Source organism: Herbaspirillum sp. C9C3, from assembly GCF_013359625.1.
Taxonomy (GTDB): domain Bacteria; phylum Pseudomonadota; class Gammaproteobacteria; order Burkholderiales; family Burkholderiaceae_D; genus Herbaspirillum.
The window spans coordinates 477293-495323 of record NZ_JABFMQ010000001.1 but is presented as its reverse complement, the minus strand read 5'-3'; the positions used below and the strand labels follow the sequence as shown (position 1 = coordinate 495323).

General features: G+C 61.0%; 17 protein-coding genes. 5 read left to right on the top strand and 12 right to left on the bottom strand.

The features are described from left to right. Positions 1 to 180: cytochrome bd-I oxidase subunit CydX (gene cydX / locus HNO82_RS02275; protein ID WP_502709265.1), on the top strand; the 180-nt coding region annotated here is incomplete at its 5' end. Positions 181 to 209: 29 nt separating this feature from the next. On the opposite strand, the gene dsbG is transcribed toward cydX, so the two are convergent. Genes dsbG through HNO82_RS02260 form a run of 3 tightly spaced genes read right to left on the bottom strand, consistent with a single transcriptional unit; the run spans position 210 to position 3747 of the window. After that, positions 210 to 1040 (bottom strand): thiol:disulfide interchange protein DsbG, encoded by an 831-nt coding sequence (gene dsbG, locus HNO82_RS02270; RefSeq protein WP_175342599.1) that lies wholly within the window; start codon positions 1038 to 1040, stop codon positions 210 to 212. Continuing rightward, entirely contained in the window at positions 1037 to 2884 is a 1848-nt protein-coding gene (gene dsbD / locus HNO82_RS02265) for a protein-disulfide reductase DsbD (protein ID WP_175342598.1), read from the bottom strand. The genes dsbG and dsbD overlap by 4 nt, the downstream gene beginning before the upstream one ends. Before the next feature lie 8 nt (positions 2885 to 2892). Beyond that, positions 2893 to 3747 carry a TlpA family protein disulfide reductase gene (locus tag HNO82_RS02260; RefSeq protein WP_175342597.1) on the bottom strand — a complete coding sequence of 285 codons (855 nt, stop codon included), beginning with the start codon at positions 3745 to 3747 and terminating at the stop codon, positions 2893 to 2895. Between the two features lie 165 nt (positions 3748 to 3912). Between HNO82_RS02260 and HNO82_RS02255 the strand changes: the two genes are divergently transcribed. Next, complete coding sequence (locus HNO82_RS02255) at positions 3913 to 4569, top strand: response regulator (protein ID WP_349627545.1); 657 nt, start codon at positions 3913 to 3915, stop codon at positions 4567 to 4569. Positions 4570 to 4610: 41 nt separating this feature from the next. Then, a complete protein-coding gene (locus HNO82_RS02250; RefSeq protein ID WP_175342595.1) occupies positions 4611 to 5960 on the top strand; it encodes a sensor histidine kinase in 1350 nt (449 codons plus the stop codon). Between the two features lie 12 nt (positions 5961 to 5972). Here HNO82_RS02250 and HNO82_RS02245 read toward each other — a convergent pair whose 3' ends face one another. From HNO82_RS02245 to HNO82_RS02215, 7 genes are all read right to left on the bottom strand, one after another. Next, entirely contained in the window at positions 5973 to 6725 is a 753-nt protein-coding gene (locus tag HNO82_RS02245) for a substrate-binding domain-containing protein (RefSeq protein WP_249776916.1), read from the bottom strand. A 250-nt stretch (positions 6726 to 6975) separates the two neighbouring features. Further along, positions 6976 to 9150 (bottom strand): heavy metal translocating P-type ATPase, encoded by a 2175-nt coding sequence (locus tag HNO82_RS02240; RefSeq protein WP_283810159.1) that lies wholly within the window; start codon positions 9148 to 9150, stop codon positions 6976 to 6978. Between the two features lie 46 nt (positions 9151 to 9196). Beyond that, positions 9197 to 10291, bottom strand: a complete 1095-nt coding sequence (locus HNO82_RS02235) for a c-type cytochrome (RefSeq protein ID WP_175342593.1) — start codon at positions 10289 to 10291, stop codon at positions 9197 to 9199. 20 nt (positions 10292 to 10311) lie between these two features. Continuing rightward, the gene (locus tag HNO82_RS02230; RefSeq protein ID WP_175342592.1) at positions 10312 to 11097 is read right to left on the bottom strand and encodes a c-type cytochrome; all 786 of its coding nucleotides are present in this window, start codon (positions 11095 to 11097) and stop codon (positions 10312 to 10314) included. A gap of 9 nt (positions 11098 to 11106) precedes the next feature. Then, on the bottom strand, positions 11107 to 11769 hold the full coding sequence (locus HNO82_RS02225) for a cbb3-type cytochrome c oxidase subunit II (RefSeq protein WP_175342591.1): 663 nt from the start codon (positions 11767 to 11769) through the stop codon (positions 11107 to 11109). Further along, positions 11766 to 13334, bottom strand: coding sequence for a cbb3-type cytochrome c oxidase subunit I (locus HNO82_RS02220; RefSeq protein ID WP_175342590.1), 1569 nt, complete (start codon positions 13332 to 13334; stop codon positions 11766 to 11768). The genes HNO82_RS02225 and HNO82_RS02220 overlap by 4 nt, the downstream gene beginning before the upstream one ends. Positions 13335 to 13589: 255 nt before the next feature. Next, positions 13590 to 14651: a DNA-binding protein gene (locus tag HNO82_RS02215; RefSeq protein ID WP_175342589.1), complete on the bottom strand. Its 1062-nt coding sequence runs from the start codon at positions 14649 to 14651 to the stop codon at positions 13590 to 13592. A 183-nt stretch (positions 14652 to 14834) separates the two neighbouring features. Here HNO82_RS02215 and HNO82_RS02210 point away from each other — a divergent pair, with 183 nt between their 5' ends. After that, on the top strand, positions 14835 to 15815 hold the full coding sequence (locus tag HNO82_RS02210; RefSeq protein WP_175342588.1) for a site-specific integrase: 981 nt from the start codon (positions 14835 to 14837) through the stop codon (positions 15813 to 15815). Between the two features lie 36 nt (positions 15816 to 15851). On the opposite strand, the gene HNO82_RS02205 is transcribed toward HNO82_RS02210, so the two are convergent. Then, positions 15852 to 16220 (bottom strand): hypothetical protein, encoded by a 369-nt coding sequence (locus tag HNO82_RS02205; RefSeq protein ID WP_008328727.1) that lies wholly within the window; start codon positions 16218 to 16220, stop codon positions 15852 to 15854. Between the two features lie 266 nt (positions 16221 to 16486). Here HNO82_RS02205 and HNO82_RS02200 point away from each other — a divergent pair, with 266 nt between their 5' ends. After that, positions 16487 to 17107 carry a carboxymuconolactone decarboxylase family protein gene (locus HNO82_RS02200; RefSeq protein WP_008328726.1) on the top strand — a complete coding sequence of 207 codons (621 nt, stop codon included), beginning with the start codon at positions 16487 to 16489 and terminating at the stop codon, positions 17105 to 17107. A gap of 67 nt (positions 17108 to 17174) precedes the next feature. Here the strand turns inward: HNO82_RS02200 and HNO82_RS02195 are convergent, their stop codons facing one another. Next, positions 17175 to 17969, bottom strand: coding sequence for an EAL domain-containing protein (locus tag HNO82_RS02195; protein WP_175342587.1), 795 nt, complete (start codon positions 17967 to 17969; stop codon positions 17175 to 17177). Between the last annotated feature and the right edge of the window lie 62 nt (positions 17970 to 18031).

Sequence of the window (18031 nt, the reverse complement as noted above, 5' to 3'; positions counted from 1 at the left end):
GAGGAGAACATCATGTGGTATTTCGCCTGGATACTCGGCATCGGCCTGGCACTGGTCTTCGGCATCATCAACGTCATGTGGCTGGAAGCCAACTATGCCTTCGGCCGTCGCAAGGCCGAGGAAACCCATGCGCGCTTCGTTGATGCGCGCATGCACGCAGAACGAAGGCAACGACGCTGAACTGGTCTGATCTGAGGACATTATTCAGATCAGATAGGTCCCATTATTTTCTTCAGATCACCCTGCGGCACTCCCTGCCTGATGTGCACTGCACCGTACGCATCGCGCCAGATCAGCGCGGGGGTAGCTTGCAAGTCCAGCTGCAGCATCATGCGGGTGTTCTCTTCGAGCTGCTGGGAGATGTTGGCCGGAACACGATCCAATGGAGCGATCCCCTGCCCATCCGGGTCGATTTTCCGGCCATCTGCTGCCTGCTTCTGGCGCGCTTCGAAATACGCCGTCTCATGGGCCGTCAGCGCCTTGCCCGGGTTGGCCGAAGCAAGGATGGCGGCTGCCTTCCCGGGACTGGTTTTGGTCAATATCCCGACCAGGATATGGCGGATCTGCACCTTTCCCGCCTTGACCCAGGGCTGGGTCTCCGACCAGAGTTGAGTGCAGTAAGGGCAATTTGGATCCGTGAAGACATAGAGCGTGCGAGGGGCTGAGGGGCTGCCTTCTGCCACCCAATGGCTTTTTTGGACCTGCTTCCAGATGCCATCCATCATCGCTGCCTGAACGGTATCCTGCAAAGGCTTGCTGGTCATGTCCTCACCTTCGGAGTCCAGCAAGGTACCCATGATGACGTTGCCATCGCCAGTCACGTAAAAAGCGAGCGGCTGCTGGCCATGGTAGGCGGCCCAGCCCTTCATGCCCCTGGGGGCGGGAAGCGTGTCGGCCACGAAGTGCACGCCCTGCTGCTCCAACGCCTTGAGCGTGGGCGGTGTCTTCGGTGCAGTCTGAGCGTTGACCGAAATTGAATGCAGCATGGCCAGCACACTCAGCGTGGTCAGCATTCGGCGGGAGCAAGAAGATAAGGTCATGGTAATTCCTGGTAATCGGCACTGAGGCCATGTTGAGCAAGACGTTGCAGTCGCCGGCCAAGTTGCGCAGCATTGAATTCCCCCACCAATCGCAGATCACGCCGCTCCTTGCCAGAGGCATCAAAAAACAGGAAGGTCGGCGGTCCGATAACGCCATACGCCTGCATCAATTCCTGCTGGGCGGTGCCGGTAGTGGTGACATCGACTTCAATACGCTGGATGCCGCGCAAGGCATCGATCACGCTCGCATCGGTCAATACCTGGTGTTCCAGGGTCTGGCAGGCAGTGCACCAATCCGCGCTGAAATCAACGATGGTCGCCTGGCCGCGTCCTGCCGTAACAGTCAGTTGTTGCCTGAGGGCGGACAACGTGCTGACAGCAAGCGTCGGTCCAGCCTGCGCAGGCGCGACAGCGCGCCGGGCCGACAATATTTCTTTTAGCGGATGAAAGGCATCAGGTTGCCCGGCGGCCAGGCCGATTGTGGCAAGCACGCCCCAGCAGCCCAGCACGGCGGCGACGGCGTGCACCGGTATGCGCAAGCGCGCAGGCAACCCCTGAGCGCCCACATAGAGAGCCACGGTCAGGTTGGCTAGCCAAAATACCCACAGCGCCAGGCCAACTGCAGGTGGCAGGCCACGTTGTGCCGTCCACACCGCCATGGCCAGCAGACCAAAACCGAAAGCGTTCTTGATCCATTCCATCCACGCTCCAGGCCTGGGCAGAAGTTGCCTGCTCAGTGTACCGACAATCATCAGTGGTACGCCCATGCCAAGGCCCAAGGACAGCAACAGCAAGCCCCCATCCAGCATCTTGCCGGTTTGCGAGATAAAGAGCAGTACACCGGCCAGTGGGGCGGTCATACATGGCCCGACCAGTAGCGCCGACAACACGCCCATGCTTGCAGATCCCGTCAGGGATCCCCCGCGCGGCGAGTGGCGTTCAAGCCGGGTACGCAGGAAGGCCGGCAATTGAAGGCTATAAAAGCCGAACATCGCCAGGGCCAGGAGCGCAAACACGAGTGCGAAGGCCAGCATCACTTCGGGGCGCTGGAGAAGCGCTTGCAATCCCCTTCCCAGATAGGCCGCGGCCACTCCCATGGCAGCGTACACCAGGGCCATGGGTAGCACGAAGGCCAGCGATAGCATCAGCGAGCGCCTCCGCGACGCATTGGCCCCGACCACGATACTGGAGAGAATCGGCACCATCGGCAGTACGCAAGGGCTAAAGGCCATTCCCATGCCCATCAGCAGGAAGAGCGGCAACAGCACCAGCAAGGAAGAACGTTGCAGAAAATCACTGATCTGGATGTCGCTGCCACCACTCCAGGCGGCCTGGGCCAGAGATTGCGAATCGAAGGTGTGCGCCTGTGCATTGCCGCCATCGGCGGCAGCAGGGAGCTGGATACGCTGCGAGTGGGGGGCGTAACATAGGCCGGCGTCGGCACAGCCCTGCCAGGTAAGCTCGATGTCCCCGTTAACCGGAGCGATCAAGGTGAGCAGAACTTCGTGCCGATAAATCCGGACCACGCCGAAATTGGGGTCGTCTTTGCGCTCGCCCTCAGGCTTGTCCAGCGCAACGCTTTTCCCGTCGTCAAGGCTGACGGCTTCAATACGGTCACGATAGAGATAATAGCCATCGGCGATCTGCCCACGCAGCTGGAGCTTGCCATCGCCCACTTGGTCCAGTCGGAAGTGGAAGGCTTGCTCGGCACCAAGAAACTGGGCGTCGCCGATCACGGCCGATGGCTGGAGGGCGAGCGACCAGCAGGTGACGGGCAGCAACGCCAGGAAAGCGAATACAGGGCAGCGCCAGGACCACAGCAAGCGGTTGAATAATGACAGCATGAACAGACTCAGGGAGACGAGGCTGACGCGACTGCTGGCGCACTAAGTGCCCGCAGAAATTCCGCCAGAGTGGCTTGTGAAAACTCCCCTTGCCAGCTGGCGATCTTCTGGCCGCTGGAATCGAAGAGCAAAGTGCCGGGATAGCCCCGCACATCGAAAAAACGCCCCAATGCCAGCTGCGTATCGAGCAGCACATCTTGGGTGGGCAGACCCTCGCGTTGCAGGAAGGTGTGCACCTGCGCGGGGCTCTCCCCTTGGTTGACAAAGACGAACTGGACATTGCCGTAGCGTTGTCGCGCCGCCATCAATATCGGCATCTCGCGTACACAGGGCCCGCACCAGCTCGCCCAGAAATTGATCAACAACGGTTTGCCAGGCCATTGCCGCAGGTCTGACATACCGCCGTCGAGCGCCGGCAAGGTCATGGGTGGCAGCCGTTGGAGAGCAGGCTGGGAGAGCGTGCGTTGCCTGGACTGGACCCATAGAAACCACTGCCCGCCAGCCGCGACCAAGGTGATGCTCAACAGGCCTGCCCAGAGCGGCAGACTGCGACGGCGCCGCCGCAGCGTCAGCCACAACATCGCCAGCAAGGCAGCCACCCATCCGGAGATCGGATCCCAGCCGCCATCGCGCAGATTGAACAAGGACAGCGGCGCCTCCCGATATTCCTGCAGATGGCGCAGCAGGAAACTGCCGCGTGCAATCACCACGGCCAGCAGCAGCAACCAGCCCATCCCGGCATCGCTGGTCTTCAGGTGGCGTGCCACCCCCTGGGTGACCATCAACCCGATCAGTAGCGCTGCCAGCGCCACCAGCACGTGCGCGTTCACGGCCAGCGGACCTATCGCCAAGACATCAGGCATAGGGCAGATCGACTTGCTTTTTCACTGTTCATGGCCATTACCTTAGCGCACCGCGATTAAGCCAGAATTAATTGGCTGACAGGTACCAACTGTTTTTCCCCGGGCGGAAGCAAAGCCCCTATCATCATGTTTTGCGTTAACGTTCACAGGAGAATTCAGTTGCATGTGCTGGTCATTGAAGACGACGAACTGGTCGCCCACGGGATCAAGACCGGGCTCGAACTGCATGGCATCACCGTTGACCGGGTTTTCACGGTGGCCCAGGCGGATGCCGCCCTGAGCACCTCCAGTTTCGACATCTGCATTCTCGACCTGGGTCTGCCCGACGGCGATGGCCAGGCCTTGCTCAATGGCTGGCGCCTGCGTGGCATCGGCATGCCGGTCCTGATCCTGAGTGCGCGTGACGCCGTGGTGCATCGTGTCGCCGGGCTGGAGGCCGGCGCTGACGACTATCTGGTCAAACCGATTGATCTGAGCGAATTGGTGGCCCGACTGCATGCCATCGTCCGTCGCGGCCAGGGGCGCACTCACAATATCATCCGCCATGGTCGACTCAGGTGCGATCCCAGCGCTTCCAAGGTCTGGGTGGATGACCAGGAGGTTGACCTCTCGCGCCGTGAGCTTGCCCTGCTGCTGGCGCTATTGCGTAATCCCGAGCACATCTTCACCAGCGAACAGCTGCATAGCAGCCTGTACGGTTTTGCCGATCCGGTAGGCAGCAACGCACTCAACGTGCACATCCACCACCTCCGCCGCAAGCTGGGCAGCCAGTCGATTCAGACGATCCGCGGGTTGGGCTACCGCATCGGGGACATCGAATGAGTACCCTCGGCCGTCCCGCCCTGAGCCTGAGATTGCGCCTCATGGCCATCATTGGCCTGTCGCTGTTGCTGCTCTGGAGCGCTGTATCGCTGTGGATGTTGCTGGACGTACGCCAGCATCTGCGCGAGGCACTGGATGACCGGCTGGCATCCTCGGCGCGGATGGTGGCCGGCCTGATGGCGACCATGCCGCGCAACCTTCCCAGCCAGGGCCGCACCATGCCGCTGGACGTGATCGGCCGCGATGGCCTGGCCTGCGAGGTCAGCCTGATGCGTGGTGAGGTGGCCGAGCGCACGCTGGCGCGGACCGCTGGCAGCCCGCGCCTGAACCAGTTGCCATTGGGTTATGGGGTCAGCACGTTTGGTGGCAAGCTGTGGCGCACCTATGTGTTGGAAGACAATGGCATGCGCATTGCCACAGCTGACCGCATCGACAGCCGGGAAGGTCTGCTGCGCGAGATTGCGCTGGCCGCCGCCCTGCCCTTTGCGATTGCCTTTGTCGGCATGCTGCTGGCGGTGTGGTTCGGCGTGAATTGGGGACTGGCGCCGCTGGAGCGACTACGCAAGCGACTGGAGCGAAGAAATCCCGAGGATGTGAGTGCGCTTCCGCAGGAGCAATGCCCAACTGAGTTACTGCCATTTGCCAGCACGGTAGATCGGCTGGTGGTTCAGATCGGCCAGGCGCTGATGCTGGAAAGACGCTTCACCGATGGCGCTGCCCACGAGCTGCGCACACCACTCACCGCCATCAAACTGCATCTGCAGATTGCCCAGATGACCCGGCAGCAACCTGGTCAGCCGGATAAACTGGATGAAGCGCTGGACATGGCCCATCAGGGCGTCGAGCGCATGCAGCATCTGATAGAGCAGTTGCTGGCATTGGCACGGATTGATGGCGACACACATCCCCATGCCATAAGTGACCTCAGCCTGGTGCTGCAGTCAGTGGCAAGGAGCTTGCCAGCGATGAAAAGCGATCGCCTGACTGCCCGCATTGAAGCGCTCGATGCAGGTCGCGAGTCAGCACGGATCGCCATGCCGGAGGTTCTTCTGGGCACGGTGCTGCGCAATGTGATCGACAATGCCCTGGCCTACTCACCCTCACACTGCAGGGTGGAACTGGAGTGTGACCTGCGCGACGATGAGGTGGAGTTGCGCGTGCTTGATCGCGGCTGCGGCTTCAGTGACGATGATCGCCTGCAGGTCGGCCGCCGCTTCTGGCGCGGGCCGCAGTCAGCCAAGGTGCAAGGCAGCGGGCTCGGCCTGGCCATCGTCAACGGCATCCTGCAACGCTACCAGGGTAGCCTTGCGCTGTTTCCCCGTGCTGGCGGAGGTACCGTGGCGACAGTGGTGTTCAAGCGCTACTACCCTGCCTCTCCCCACCGTGATTGAGAAACGCGCGGCTTACTTGGCCGTGCTCAGCCATCCCCACTTGGCAAAAATGCGGCGGCCCTCATCGGACTTGAGATAAGTCAAGAATGCCTGCGCCTGCGGTGACTGCTTGCCGCGCATGGTCAGTACCACGCCGACGTCACGGTAGATGCGGTAGGGTTCTTCCACCGCAACCAGTTCGGCCAGGGCGGGATTGGAGACCTGCCAGATGTTCCAGATCAGCCAGGCATCAATGTCCGGATTCTTCGTCCACATTTCGCGGGCCAGTGCGCTATTGCCGGCTTCCGGCATTATCAGGTTCTTGCGGAAGGTCTTGACCGTTTCGATATCGCCAGTACGGCCGGCCACGTCCTCCCATAACCCTGTCTGGCCGGCACCCGCCACGGTGAGTACCTTGATGCCCGGGCGCAGCAGATCCTTGAAGCCCCGAATGCCCTTGGGGTTGCCTGGCCTGACCAGGATGGCGACCGGACGAAGATACAACGGTTCAGCCTCATGCAGGTCAAACGCTCCCGGCAGTGCTTTGGCGAAGTCCGACATCATGTTCTCGGCGCCACTGAAGATCACATCGGCATCCTGTTTGGCGACCTCAACCCATTGACCGGTAGGGCCAGCAGCCACGTCCACCTGGACATGATGGAGTGCAGAGAAGCTGGCAGCTGCTTCTTTCATCGCCGGTGCCGGACCGCCGGGACCATAGACCTTGAGCACGGCCCCGTCAGCTGCCCATGCAGCGTTGCTGGCCGCTACCAGCAACGCTGCCATCGCCAGACTGACCCGACGCCAAAGACGCGCATGTCCGAGCACCGGCATGCGATATGCGGACACGAAGGTATTGAATGCGGTTAAATCCGTTGTTTTTTTCACGAGAACTCCATGACCATGGTTAAGTAGAGAAATTGCCCGACAGCGCTTTGATGCTGCTGCCTGCACAGGGTGTCCCCGGAGGGATCGATGAGGTATACGGCCCAAAGCGGCCTTTTATTCCATGAGCTGCGCGTAATACGGGACTTTTTTAGCCGGCAGGCTGATTGCTCCGGCTTGACCAGCTCAAGCGGCTGGCATTGAGCATGACGGAGACACTGCTGGCCAACATCGCCAGCGCCGCTGCAAACGGGGTGACACCGTGAAAGAACAGAAAGATCACCATGCCTGCGTTGTAGATGATGGAAAACAGCAGATTTTGGCGCACAACATTGCAGGTCTGGCGTGCGTAGCGACGAGCCCAAGCCAGCTGCGCCAGCCCGCCTTCCGCAATGACCATGCCGGCCGCGCCGACGGCGACCTGGCTGGCCCCGGGCACGGCTATCCCGCAGGCGGCGCGGGCCAGTACCAGTGCATCGTTGACGCCATCCCCCACGAAAACGGAGTGGGCCACCCCGGCGATGGCGGTGGCTTTATCTTCCGGTGAACAAGCACTGAGTACGCGAGCAAAAGGATGATTCAGGGCCGTATCGAGCTCGTGCGCCGCCTGGGCGCTGTCACCCGTGATCAGCCACAAGGACAATTTTTGTTTCTTTCCCTGCGCCGACAACGATGCCAGTACCGCGCCCGTATCGGTGCGCAACACGTCCTTGAAAGAGACGCTACCCTGCCAGAGGCCGCCTTGTGCCACGTGAACGCTACCGGTGCGCTCAGGCAGGGGGGGCAATCCTGTCACGCCTTCTTGTTCGAGCCACGGACGCGCGCCAACCAGACGCCACTGTCCATCGGGAAGCTGCATCCGCACTCCCCAGGACAGACGCTGCACCGGTACTGTTGCGGCAGCCAACGTCCAATGGCGGTTGACGGCATGACGACGCAGAGCTTCTGCCACCGGATGGATGACCCCGGATTCGGCCTCCCAGGCCCAGCGCAGGACCTGCTCTTGCGTCTGACCTTCGGCCACGCTCACTTGATCGATCTCCAGAGTGCCATTGGTAAGCGTGCCGGTTTTGTCGAACGCGATCACACGCGCCGATGCCAGCCCCTCGATGCTGGCCGGATCACGCCAGAGGATGCCATTGGCCGCCGCGCGCCGTGCTGCGATTGCATAGGCCAGCGGTACAGATACCCCGACGGCGCAGGGACAGGCCGACACCAGCATGCTCAGGCCTGCCACGACAGCGGGCAAGAGCTGCTCGCCCACCCACCATCGATGCGCAACGGACAAGATCGCCAGCGAGCAGATCAGGGGCAAGATCCAGCGCACGAAGCGCTCGGCAGACTGCGATAGCTGGCTGCGCTGGCCGAACAGCTCCAACATACGCAAGCCCAACTGATCAATACGGCGCGCGCCTTGAAGCACCTCCACCCTGACCAGCAAGGGTGATAGCAGATTGACGAAGCCGGCTTGTACTGTCGCGCCCGGCACCACCTGCACCGGCATCGTTTCGCCTGACATCAAGGCCCCATCGAGCAGTGATGTTCCCTCCAACACGATGCCATCGACGGCGATACGCTCGCCGGCGCGTACTCTGATCTTCTGGCCGACCTGCAGTTGAGACAGCGGGACGATTTCTTCTTCATTGGCGGCGTTGACACGGCTGGCAGATTCCGGTGCCAGTTGTGCCAGGGCCTGCAACGCGGCACCGCTGGCTTGCCTGGCATGCAGTTCAAGCAAACGCCCCGCCAGCAGGAAGCTGATGAGCATCGTTGATGCGTCTACATAGATGGTGCTGTCTCCTCTGAGCAGATTGAGCAGCGACACCAGCAATGCGCCAAGCGCACCCATTGAAATGAGCGTATCCATGCCGGCCAGACCAGTGCGCAAGGCACGGATACTCATGCGCATGAAATCGTGGCCGCAGTAAAAAATCACAGGCAAGGCGGCCAGCAGCGCCAGCCAGGCAATGACCAGCCCATCCGGTGCCCGGGCCAGGCCGGGATCCAGGTACAACACCCAACAACCCAGCATGCTCCACATACCAAAAAAGACCGCGACCACAAGACGAAACTGGATGCGCCGGGCCTGCTTGTGCAAGGCGTGGGCAGCCGCATCTTGATCCTGCGACGGCGTGAGCGGATAGCCAAGTTTGGCGGCGCGCTGCAGCAGTGCTGCAAAGTCGATACTCTCAGGATGCCAGGTCAGCACTGCCGCGCCGCAAATGAAGTTGACCTGAGCCGCACGTACGCCTTTGACCCGCGCCAGGGCTCGCTGCAAGGCCATGGCGCAGCTGGCGCACCACATTCCTTGTACTGAAAACACCATGCGGCCAGCGCTGCGCACCTGTTCCAGTTTGGCTGCATCCATGAAATTAGCCGCCGCTGGCACTGGTACCTACACCGATCAGCCTGCCCTCCAGCATCTTGCCGTAATAGCTTTGTTCGCCCGCGTGATCTTTTTCGGCAGCCTGGGCCACTGTACCGGTCTGGCGCGGATCCTTGGGACGTTCGCGGCTGTTGATGTAGGCCGCGACATCCCACGCATCCTGATCGCTCAGCGAATTGGGCTTGCCCAGCGGCATGTTGGCCTTGATGAAGCCGGCCGCAGTGTCGATGCGCGCCATCCCCGCTCCCCAGTTGTAGGATTGCGCACCCCACAGCGGCGGGAAACGAACGGTACCATCCGCTTCCGTCCGGCCCTGCCCCTGAGAACCGTGGCACAAGGCACAGTTCTGCTGGTAGACGGTAGCACCACGCTTGGGATCGTAGGCCAAGGCTGGCTTGGGAAGCTTGGGGTAAAGCGCTCCTGGCAGTTTTTCACCGGCTGGCGCGCCATTTGCCATCCAAGCCATGTAGGTCATCAGGTCACGATAAACGTCACTGCCTGCGGCGGGCGGGCTGCCGCTGGACGAGCCTTGGGCGTTCATGGAATAAGTGAAGCAGCCCATGATGCGGTCTTCCAACGTGCTGATGGCGCCTGTCTTGGCACGGAATGCCGGATAGGCTCCGTAAGCCCCCCACATCGGCGCCGAATCGTGACGACGCCCGGCATCAAGATGACAGTTGGCACATGCCAGGGCGTTGCCTACATGGTCTTTCACACGCAGACCGGTTTCAGTGAAGATAGCGCGGCCGCGCCGTACCGCGTCGCCGTAGGCATTCTTGGGAATGGAGGCCTCGCTGGGCGGAATGTAGAATCCCTGGGCATCCACCGGCGTGCGCGGCCGATCCGAGCGAGGATCGTTTTGCAGCTTCTTGCGATCCTCTTCCATCTGGGCGCGCGAATAAATCGGGGCTGCCTGAGTCCCAGGCGTTTTGCCTCCCAGCGCTGAGTAGAGCTGCTCCACGACGCCAGTGTGCAATAGTGCGTAACCGGCAGCAAAGATGCAGCCGCCCAGTAACACGGCCAGAGCGGCGCGCTTGCGACTGGACATGCGGGAGGTCATGCCGGGTTCGGTAGTTTCCATGAGTTTTTCTCCGTGCCGGCTCACTTCAAGGTGGCCAGATATTGGGCCACGGCCCACATGTCGTCGTTGCTCATGCGTTTGGCGATGTCATCCATGAGCGCCTGTGCCGAGTTGTGCCGTGCACCGCCCTTCCACGCCGTCAATTGGCTCAGCAGGTATTCAGGCTGCTGACCGGCCAAACGAGGGAAGTCGTCGCCGACACCCTCGGCCTGCTTGCCATGACAAGTGAAGCAGGCGGGAATATTGCGGTCCCAATCACCTTCTTCTTGCAGGTGTTTGCCGCGCTTGAGCGATTGGCTCTGAGGATCGACGCTGGCGTAGGCAGACGGCGCCAGCGGCGCAAGACCCGAGTAATAACGGGCTGCCTCAGCCAGTTCTTCAGCGCTGAGTTGCGTGACAACGTAGCGCATCGATTCGTTGAGCCTTGTTCCCTCGGCGAAATCGCGCAATTGCTTGCTCATGTAGCGTTGCGACAATCCCGCCAAGCGCGGTGTCTGACCGCTCCCCTGCCCTTGGCCTCCATGACACGAGGCGCAGCTCCAAACCGTGGCACTGCCCACGCGCACGACGTCAGGGGCGCTCGAATCGACCTGCTCGAACGAGGCCTGGGCTTGCTGAGATGCGTCCACTGGCTGAGCAGCGGGGGATGGGACAAAACCACGCCAATAGGTCATTGCCCCCCACGTCGCCAAGGCGATAAGGATCGCCAATACGAAAATGGGGATGGGACGCGCGCGTTCCCATGGCTCGAAACTCTCGTCCACCTGATGTCGCTGCCGTTGGACCGACTTATTCTGACGTGACATGGCCCCTCCTTAATTGGCAGCGCCTGTAGCGCTGGTTGCTGTGCCGGATGTCCCCGCACCGTTATAACCCTGATCCCGCAGACGCTCCTCGCTCAGATCAGTCGGATAGCTGCGATTAAGGCTTTGAAGATAAGCCACCAGATCCAGCGCCTCCTTGCGTGCCACCACTACCTGACCCTCTTTAGGCTGCCAGGCCGCTGGCAGTTTGACCACGACGTCACCCGGTCCAGCCTTGCTCTTGATCTCGAACAGGTAGGGATACGACGGCATGATGCTCCAGCCAAAGATGGCGCGAGGCTGATAAAGGTGCGTCAGATGCCAGTCCCGTGAAGGCAGTCGCACACCCACATTGAGCAAGTCCGGGCCGGTACGCATGGTGCCCAGCAGATGCGGTGCATCATAGGCGTAGTCTCCCGGGGTCGAAGCACGACCCCAGCCGCGCGCCAGATCGGACAGCGTTTGTCCGGCCGAACGTGGCTGCTGGCTGTGGCAGTAGACGCAGCCGTTGGCCACGTATTGCTCGCGCCCGGCAAGTTGCTGTGCGTCGTAAGGTTTGAGCTGCGGCGGTGCCGATATCGAGCGCACCTGCCATCCCGGCAACAGCACCAGCAGCACCGTGGCGAAGACCAAGATGAGCAGCGCCCCGAGCATCAAAGGAGTGATACGGTTCATGCGGCAGCTCCTTTGAACGATCCCTTGCTCATGAGCAGAGCGAAGAAATGTACTCCGAACAGAATATGGCCCAAGGTCATGATGCTGCCACCGAGCGAACGCGCCTGGAGATAGGGCATGAGGTCTTGAGTGATACGGGCGAAACTGGCCTCTGGATCGAGCAAGGCGATTCCCTGGAAGAAACCTCCCACACTCAATGCCACGAAATAAATGCCAAAGCCTAGCAAGGTAAGCCAGTAATGCAGCCCAATCATGCGTGGCCACGGCCATGGCTTGCCGGTCAGGTGGGGCATCATGTAGTAGAACGCGCCGAACATCACCAATGAAACAAATCCATAGGCGCCCAAATGCGCGTGGCCGACGGTGTAGTGCGTAAAGTGGGTAATCGAATTGACCGCCCGTATCGCCTCCAGAGAACCTTGGAAGGACGCTGCCGTATACATCAGGGCACCGGTCCAGACGAAGCGCAGCGCCATGGATTGCCTGAAAGCCCAGAAATTCTGTATCACCGTAGTATGCTGATTTACCGCCACGGCGATCACCGGGATGAACATCATCACGCTGTGGACTACCGAGAGAGTGACAACCCAGGTCGGCACTGGTCCACCGATGAGGTGATGAATGCCCACCTGGCTGTAGAACAGCGCCAGGCCCCAGAATCCCAGGAGCGAAACGCTATATGAATACACGGGCTTGCCGATGATCTTGGGAATCAGGTAGTAGGCCGTTCCGACGCCCAGAGGGGTCAGCCACAAGCCGAGGACATTGTGCGCGAACCACCAGTTCATCGTGGCTTGCTGCACTCCCATGTGAACGCCGGGGAGATTGGCGATGATGAACAAGACCGGGAACCAGACCAGAGCGGCCAGGAAGTACCATCCCGTCACATAGATATGCTGTACCTGGCGATGCCAGGCCGTCTCGACGACCGGCCAGGCCAACAGAAAGCCGCCAATGGCCAGCACGATATCGATCTGCCAGGGAATCTCCAGCCACTCCAGACCATCATTCCAGCCAGCGCCGATGGCAGTGACACCCGCGATCACGCCCAGGACCCAGAGACAGGCGCCGGCATAGGCCATTGCAGGACGCCGCAACGGCGTGTGAAAAATACGTGGAATCAGCCACAAGGCCACGCCGACGCCTGCTACCGATAGCCACCCGTATGCGACCAGATTCAGGTGGATGGTGCGAGCGCGGCCGAAAGTGGTCAACGCGCTGCTGGCGAGCCAATCTGGCATGTGCATTTTCAATGAGGCCAGCACGCCGAACAACGAGCCCGCGATGAGGAACACGATGGACATGCTGGCCGCCAGCAGCACCACCCGACGGCCGGGAGCATCAATGCCAGCGCGCTGTGCGTCGAACCGATGCGCAGCATCGCCGGATGAAGCGTCAATGGAAGGCGCGTCAAACTGGCCGGCTTCGTTCTTCAGAAAAATCGAGGCTGCATCATCCCGGCTGACGTTCAGCTGGTGATTGGCGATCGCCCAGATCAGCGTCCCGAGCGCCGCCAGTGACACCACGAAACTGAGCAACAGCAAAAGACCAATGGTGGTATTCATGCCGCCACCCCCGATGATGCCCTCGGCGTCGCTGGCAAACGGCGCCACCTGCCATGATGAAAGTGATACATGACCACCGTCCCCTTTTATCGCTATTTGTTAAATGCAGGGAGGTTAGTACGGCAGGATTAAATGAACGTTAACGCAAGCCAACGATTGCGGTGCAGAGCGATGATCTTGAGTGTCCTGCCTCCCGGCAAGCAACGATGATCGTTGCTCCACCTGAGGTGGCGTCGGCCACCCTGCCCTGGAACATCAAGGGTCGACAGTGCCTGGCGCTATGCGCTCATTCTTTTCTTCTTCTCGCATTGGTTCCGTGTCGGTTCGGGTACGCCACTGCTGCAGGAGCGCCTCGTGTGTCTCCAGCCTGGCGCGCAACGCGGCCAGTTCGCGTTCACCCTGCTGCCATTGCTGGCGTGCGATGGCGACATCTTGTTGCGCCTCGGCCAGACGGCACTGCAACTGCGTCAAGGCTTCGTTTCTGGCAGCCAGTTGCGCCTCGAGCACGAGTTTGGCCGAGGCGACCTGTTGCAGCGAGTCCAGCTGCTGCTCCCGACGCGCTGCCAGCGTGAGCTGCTCAGCCAGCGCCTGGCGGCTGTGCGACAACTCGGCGATCAGGCGCACGCCTTCCTGGTTCAGGCGGGTGATGTCCTCCTGGCGAATCACCGCTTCCTGACGCAACTGGCGCAACTCGGCCTGCAGGCTCTGGAGTTGTTGTTCGTGGCGCCGCTGATCCTGCTCGCGCTGCTCCCTGGCCGCACTGCGGTAGTGCTCCAGGGCCTGGCGTGCGTGCTGGTGCTTTTCTTCCAGCGACTGGCGATGCTGTTCGTTCTCGTCCAGACGTTCCTGCAAGGCGGCCAGACGGACCTCCAGCGTGCGGACAACGGCAGCCTGTTCCTGGCGCTCCTCACGGGTCTTGTCATGCGCGGCGCGCTCGGCAATGAGGGCCTGTTGCGTCTGGCCCAGACGCAACCCCTGCTCGGCATGGGCCGCACGCAGCGTCTCCAGCTCCTGGCGCATCCGCGTCGTCGCCGCCTCGGCGTCGGCGCGCACGGTCTGTACCTGGATCGCGGCTTCGGCCTGCAACTGGGCCGCCAGGCGACCGACCAGATCCTGCAAGGTGTCGCTGATGCTGCGCGGCCGGTCCTGGCCACCCTCTTCTTCTTCCAGTTCTTTCAGATATTTGTGGATGGTCGTCTTGGAACCGGTATTGCCCAGTTCCACCCGCACCGCATCCACCGACGGATGACGGCCTAGTGCCAGCAAGGCATCACGGGCTTTCTTCACTTCCGATTTGTAGAGGCCGGTGCGTGCCATGGTTCCAATCCGTTATTTGATAATGTATTACATAATACGTAATTACATAATATATTCAAGGATTTTTCCTTGATTATCTTTTTAATATTAAGATTGAATATTGGATCATTATTCAATCTTATCGGCTAAAATCGCCCGAGATCCTCTCATCGGGCTGTAATGCCCCTTCATTGCGCCCTTGTCATGATCGATATTGACGACTACCTGCACGCTGCCACCCGTGACAACACGCGCCGCAGCTATCGCGCCGCCGTGCGTCACTTCGAAGTCGAATGGGGAGGCTTCCTGCCGGCCACGGCCGACAGTCTCTTGCGTTATCTGGCCCACCACGCCGGAAAACTGGCGCACAACACCCTCAAGCAGAGGATCTCGGCACTGGGGCAGTGGCATGTAGACCAGGGGTTTCCCGATCCGACCAAGGCGCCCGTGGTGCGCAAGATGCTGCGCGGCATCCAGGAGCTGCACCCGACGCAGGAAAAGCGGGCCAAGCCCTTGCAACTGGCCGCCCTGGAACAAACCGTGACCTATCTCGACCAGCAACGCGAATTGGCTCGCCAGCAGTCTCGTTTCACCGATCTGCTGCGCCATACGCGGGACAAGGCCCTGCTGCTGATCGGATTCTGGCGGGGCTTTCGCAGCGACGAACTGGCGCGCCTGGATATTGCCCGCATCGAGGCCGTGGCAGGCGAAGGCATGCGCATCCACCTGCCGCGCACCAAGACCGACCGCAACCTCAAGGGCAGCACCTACAAGACGCCGGCGCTCTCGCGGCTGTGTCCGGTGGCGGCCTATCTGGACTGGCTGGCAGTCAGCGGCCTGAGCAGCGGGCCGGTGATCCGCGGTATCGATCGCTGGGGCCGCATCAGCGAAGAGGCAATCCATGCGGTGAGCATCATTCCGCTATTGCGGCGGATCCTGAGTTCGGCCGGCATTGACGATGCCCATCTCTACAGCTCGCACTCACTGCGCCGCGGCTTTGCCAGCTGGGCCAGCGCCAACGGCTGGGAGATGCGCGCCCTCATGGAGTACGTGGGATGGAAAAACATTCATTCGGCGGCACGCTATGTGGAATCGCAAGACCCCTACCACCGCGCCATGCTGGAACGCCTGCTGCCGGAGCAGCCCGCCACATTGGGCACAGCAGATGAGGCTGACCTGCCATAGGATCAGCCCGCGTCAACGCAAGACGCACGGAAAGACTTACTCGCAGTCCGGATTGCCGTGCGTCTTGACGCACTGGCTGCGCGCGCAGGCGGCAATGACCTGGTTGCGGCCATATTCATTGATGTCGACTGTCACGTAGACAGGATATTGCTGATACTCGGTGCGCAGGATGTCCTGGCATACCGTATCGGTGCGATTGCCGTTGACCACCGAGCTGCAGCGGGTCTGTCCGGTCGGCACCTGGATGGCGCGGGTCCGCATCTCCATACGGGTCTGCTGGATGATCGGGTACTGCGCATAGGCCGCCGGAGCGCACTGGCTCTCCGTGGCGCGATAGGCTTCGGTGGCGCAGCCACCCAGCGCCAGCAGCAGGGCCAGCCACGGGAGTACGGCGTGGTTTTTCATCGAGAGGGTCTCATTGCTTGTTTGCCGGGCAGAGATTGTAGCCGCGCCGCACGGCCAACACCATCGACTCTCCCCTGCCTGATGATGGGAGTGAAATCGGCAAGCGCCTGCCGATGTTGTATGACATTCACACTCGCGCACTCTCAAATGAAGAGTTGGCAAGACATTCCGCGCAAGCTCGCCTATGCTGGGACCGCCGCATCCATGGCCGCCAGCGCCATCGACGGCCCCCATAACCAGATCAATATTCAGAGACAGAGACCTTCATGAACCGATTCCTGCGCATTGCCCTTGCCTCCACCTTGTTGTCGGCCGCCGTAGCCCAGGCTGCGGACCGCCTGCCGGTGATTCCGCCCGATCAGTACACGCCGGAACAGAAAAAAGCCGCCGATGAATTCCTCGCTGCGCGCAAGGTGCCTGTGTTCGGCCCCTTCGAACCCCTGATGCACAGTCCCCAGGTGATGACAGAGGCGCGCTCCATGGGCGACTACCTGCGCTACAAGTCGGCCATCGGCAACACCCTCAGCGAGCTGGTGATTCTGATCACGGCGCGCGAATGGACCCAGGATTACGAGTGGTACGTGCACTATCCCATCGCCATCAAGGCCGGTATCAAGCCGGAAGTGGCCGCCGCCATCGCCGACGGCCGCCGTCCGGAAGGCCTGAGCGAGGATGAACAGATCGTCTATGACTTTTCGCTCGAACTGCATCGCAACAAGCGTGTTTCCGACCAGACCTTTGCCCGCGCCGAAAAACGCTTCGGCAAAAAAGGCGTGGTCGATCTCACCGGCATCAATGCCTACTACACGCTGCTGGCCATGCAGATGAATGTCGCGCAATACCAGACACCCAAGGACGCCAAGCGACTGGTGCGATTCCCCGACTAAGAGAAAAAACGGCCTCCCACATGGGAGGCCGTTTTGCTTCAATACTGCCGGCGCCGGTCTGGAGAAGTCATTCCCAGGCCGTCTCAGGCACGATCCCCAGCGACTGGAACGCCGGTCTGGCAAACCAGTACCCCTGCATCAGGTCGATTCCCAGTGCCGCCAGATGATCGCGTTCGGCACGGGTCTCCACGCCCTCGGCCAGGATCTCGATGTCGAGCTCACGACAGATGGCGGCAATGCCGGCCACGATGGCCTGGCGCGGCTTGTCGGTATCAATGTTGCGGACCAGGTCCATGTCGATCTTGATCAGATCGGGCTGGTATTCGGCCAGCAGGTTCAGGCCCGCATAACCGGCACCGAAATCGTCGATGGCAGTGCGAAAACCGAAGCGGCTGTATTCCTTGAAGATGTTCACCAGATGCGGACGGTCGTCCACCCGCTCGCCTTCGGTCACCTCGAAGATGATGCGTTCGATCGGAAAATCATGTTTGCGCGCCGCCTTGAAGGTGCTCTGGATACAGACCTCCGGACGATAGACCGCATTGGGCAGGAAGTTGATCGACAGGAACTGCGTCATGCCCAGCTGCGCCGCCCCCTCCACGGCCTTGGTGCGACAAGCCTGGTCGAAACGATAGCGATTGCCGTCGTTGACCTGGGCCAGTACGGTATGGGCGGGCTCCCCCTGGGGGCCGCGCACCAGCGCTTCGTATGCGTACACCGAGCGCGTGGACAGGCGCACGATGGGCTGATAGGCATACTCGAATTCGATGTCCAGCGTGCCCTCCTCCGAGCAACCCTCGCAGGAGCGGCGCGCAGCGTCCTCTCCCGGGTTGGCATGGGAGGCTGGGAGTATGGGAATCATTCTCTCTCCGGCAATCATGGTTTGCAAAACGGCATCCATGCTACATCATCTCGCCAACGATA

Bases quoted from the DNA above. Each gene is read 5' to 3' on its own strand.
- dsbG (WP_175342599.1), bottom strand. From the start codon at position 1,040: ATGACCTTATCTTCTTGCTCCCGCCGAATGCTGACCACGCTGAGTGTG.
- dsbD (WP_175342598.1), bottom strand. From the start codon at position 2,884: ATGCTGTCATTATTCAACCGCTTGCTGTGGTCCTGGCGCTGCCCTGTA.
- HNO82_RS02260 (WP_175342597.1), bottom strand. From the start codon at position 3,747: ATGCCTGATGTCTTGGCGATAGGTCCGCTGGCCGTGAACGCGCACGTG.
- HNO82_RS02250 (WP_175342595.1), top strand. From the start codon at position 4,611: ATGGCCATCATTGGCCTGTCGCTGTTGCTGCTCTGGAGCGCTGTATCG.
- HNO82_RS02245 (WP_249776916.1), bottom strand. From the start codon at position 6,725: ATGGCAGCGTTGCTGGTAGCGGCCAGCAACGCTGCATGGGCAGCTGAC.
- HNO82_RS02240 (WP_283810159.1), bottom strand. From the start codon at position 9,150: ATGGTGTTTTCAGTACAAGGAATGTGGTGCGCCAGCTGCGCCATGGCC.
- HNO82_RS02235 (WP_175342593.1), bottom strand. From the start codon at position 10,291: ATGGAAACTACCGAACCCGGCATGACCTCCCGCATGTCCAGTCGCAAG.
- HNO82_RS02230 (WP_175342592.1), bottom strand. From the start codon at position 11,097: ATGTCACGTCAGAATAAGTCGGTCCAACGGCAGCGACATCAGGTGGAC.
- HNO82_RS02225 (WP_175342591.1), bottom strand. From the start codon at position 11,769: ATGAACCGTATCACTCCTTTGATGCTCGGGGCGCTGCTCATCTTGGTC.
- HNO82_RS02220 (WP_175342590.1), bottom strand. From the start codon at position 13,334: ATGAATACCACCATTGGTCTTTTGCTGTTGCTCAGTTTCGTGGTGTCA.
- HNO82_RS02215 (WP_175342589.1), bottom strand. From the start codon at position 14,651: ATGGCACGCACCGGCCTCTACAAATCGGAAGTGAAGAAAGCCCGTGAT.
- HNO82_RS02210 (WP_175342588.1), top strand. From the start codon at position 14,835: ATGATCGATATTGACGACTACCTGCACGCTGCCACCCGTGACAACACG.
- HNO82_RS02205 (WP_008328727.1), bottom strand. From the start codon at position 16,220: ATGAAAAACCACGCCGTACTCCCGTGGCTGGCCCTGCTGCTGGCGCTG.
- HNO82_RS02200 (WP_008328726.1), top strand. From the start codon at position 16,487: ATGAACCGATTCCTGCGCATTGCCCTTGCCTCCACCTTGTTGTCGGCC.
- HNO82_RS02195 (WP_175342587.1), bottom strand. From the start codon at position 17,969: ATGATTCCCATACTCCCAGCCTCCCATGCCAACCCGGGAGAGGACGCT.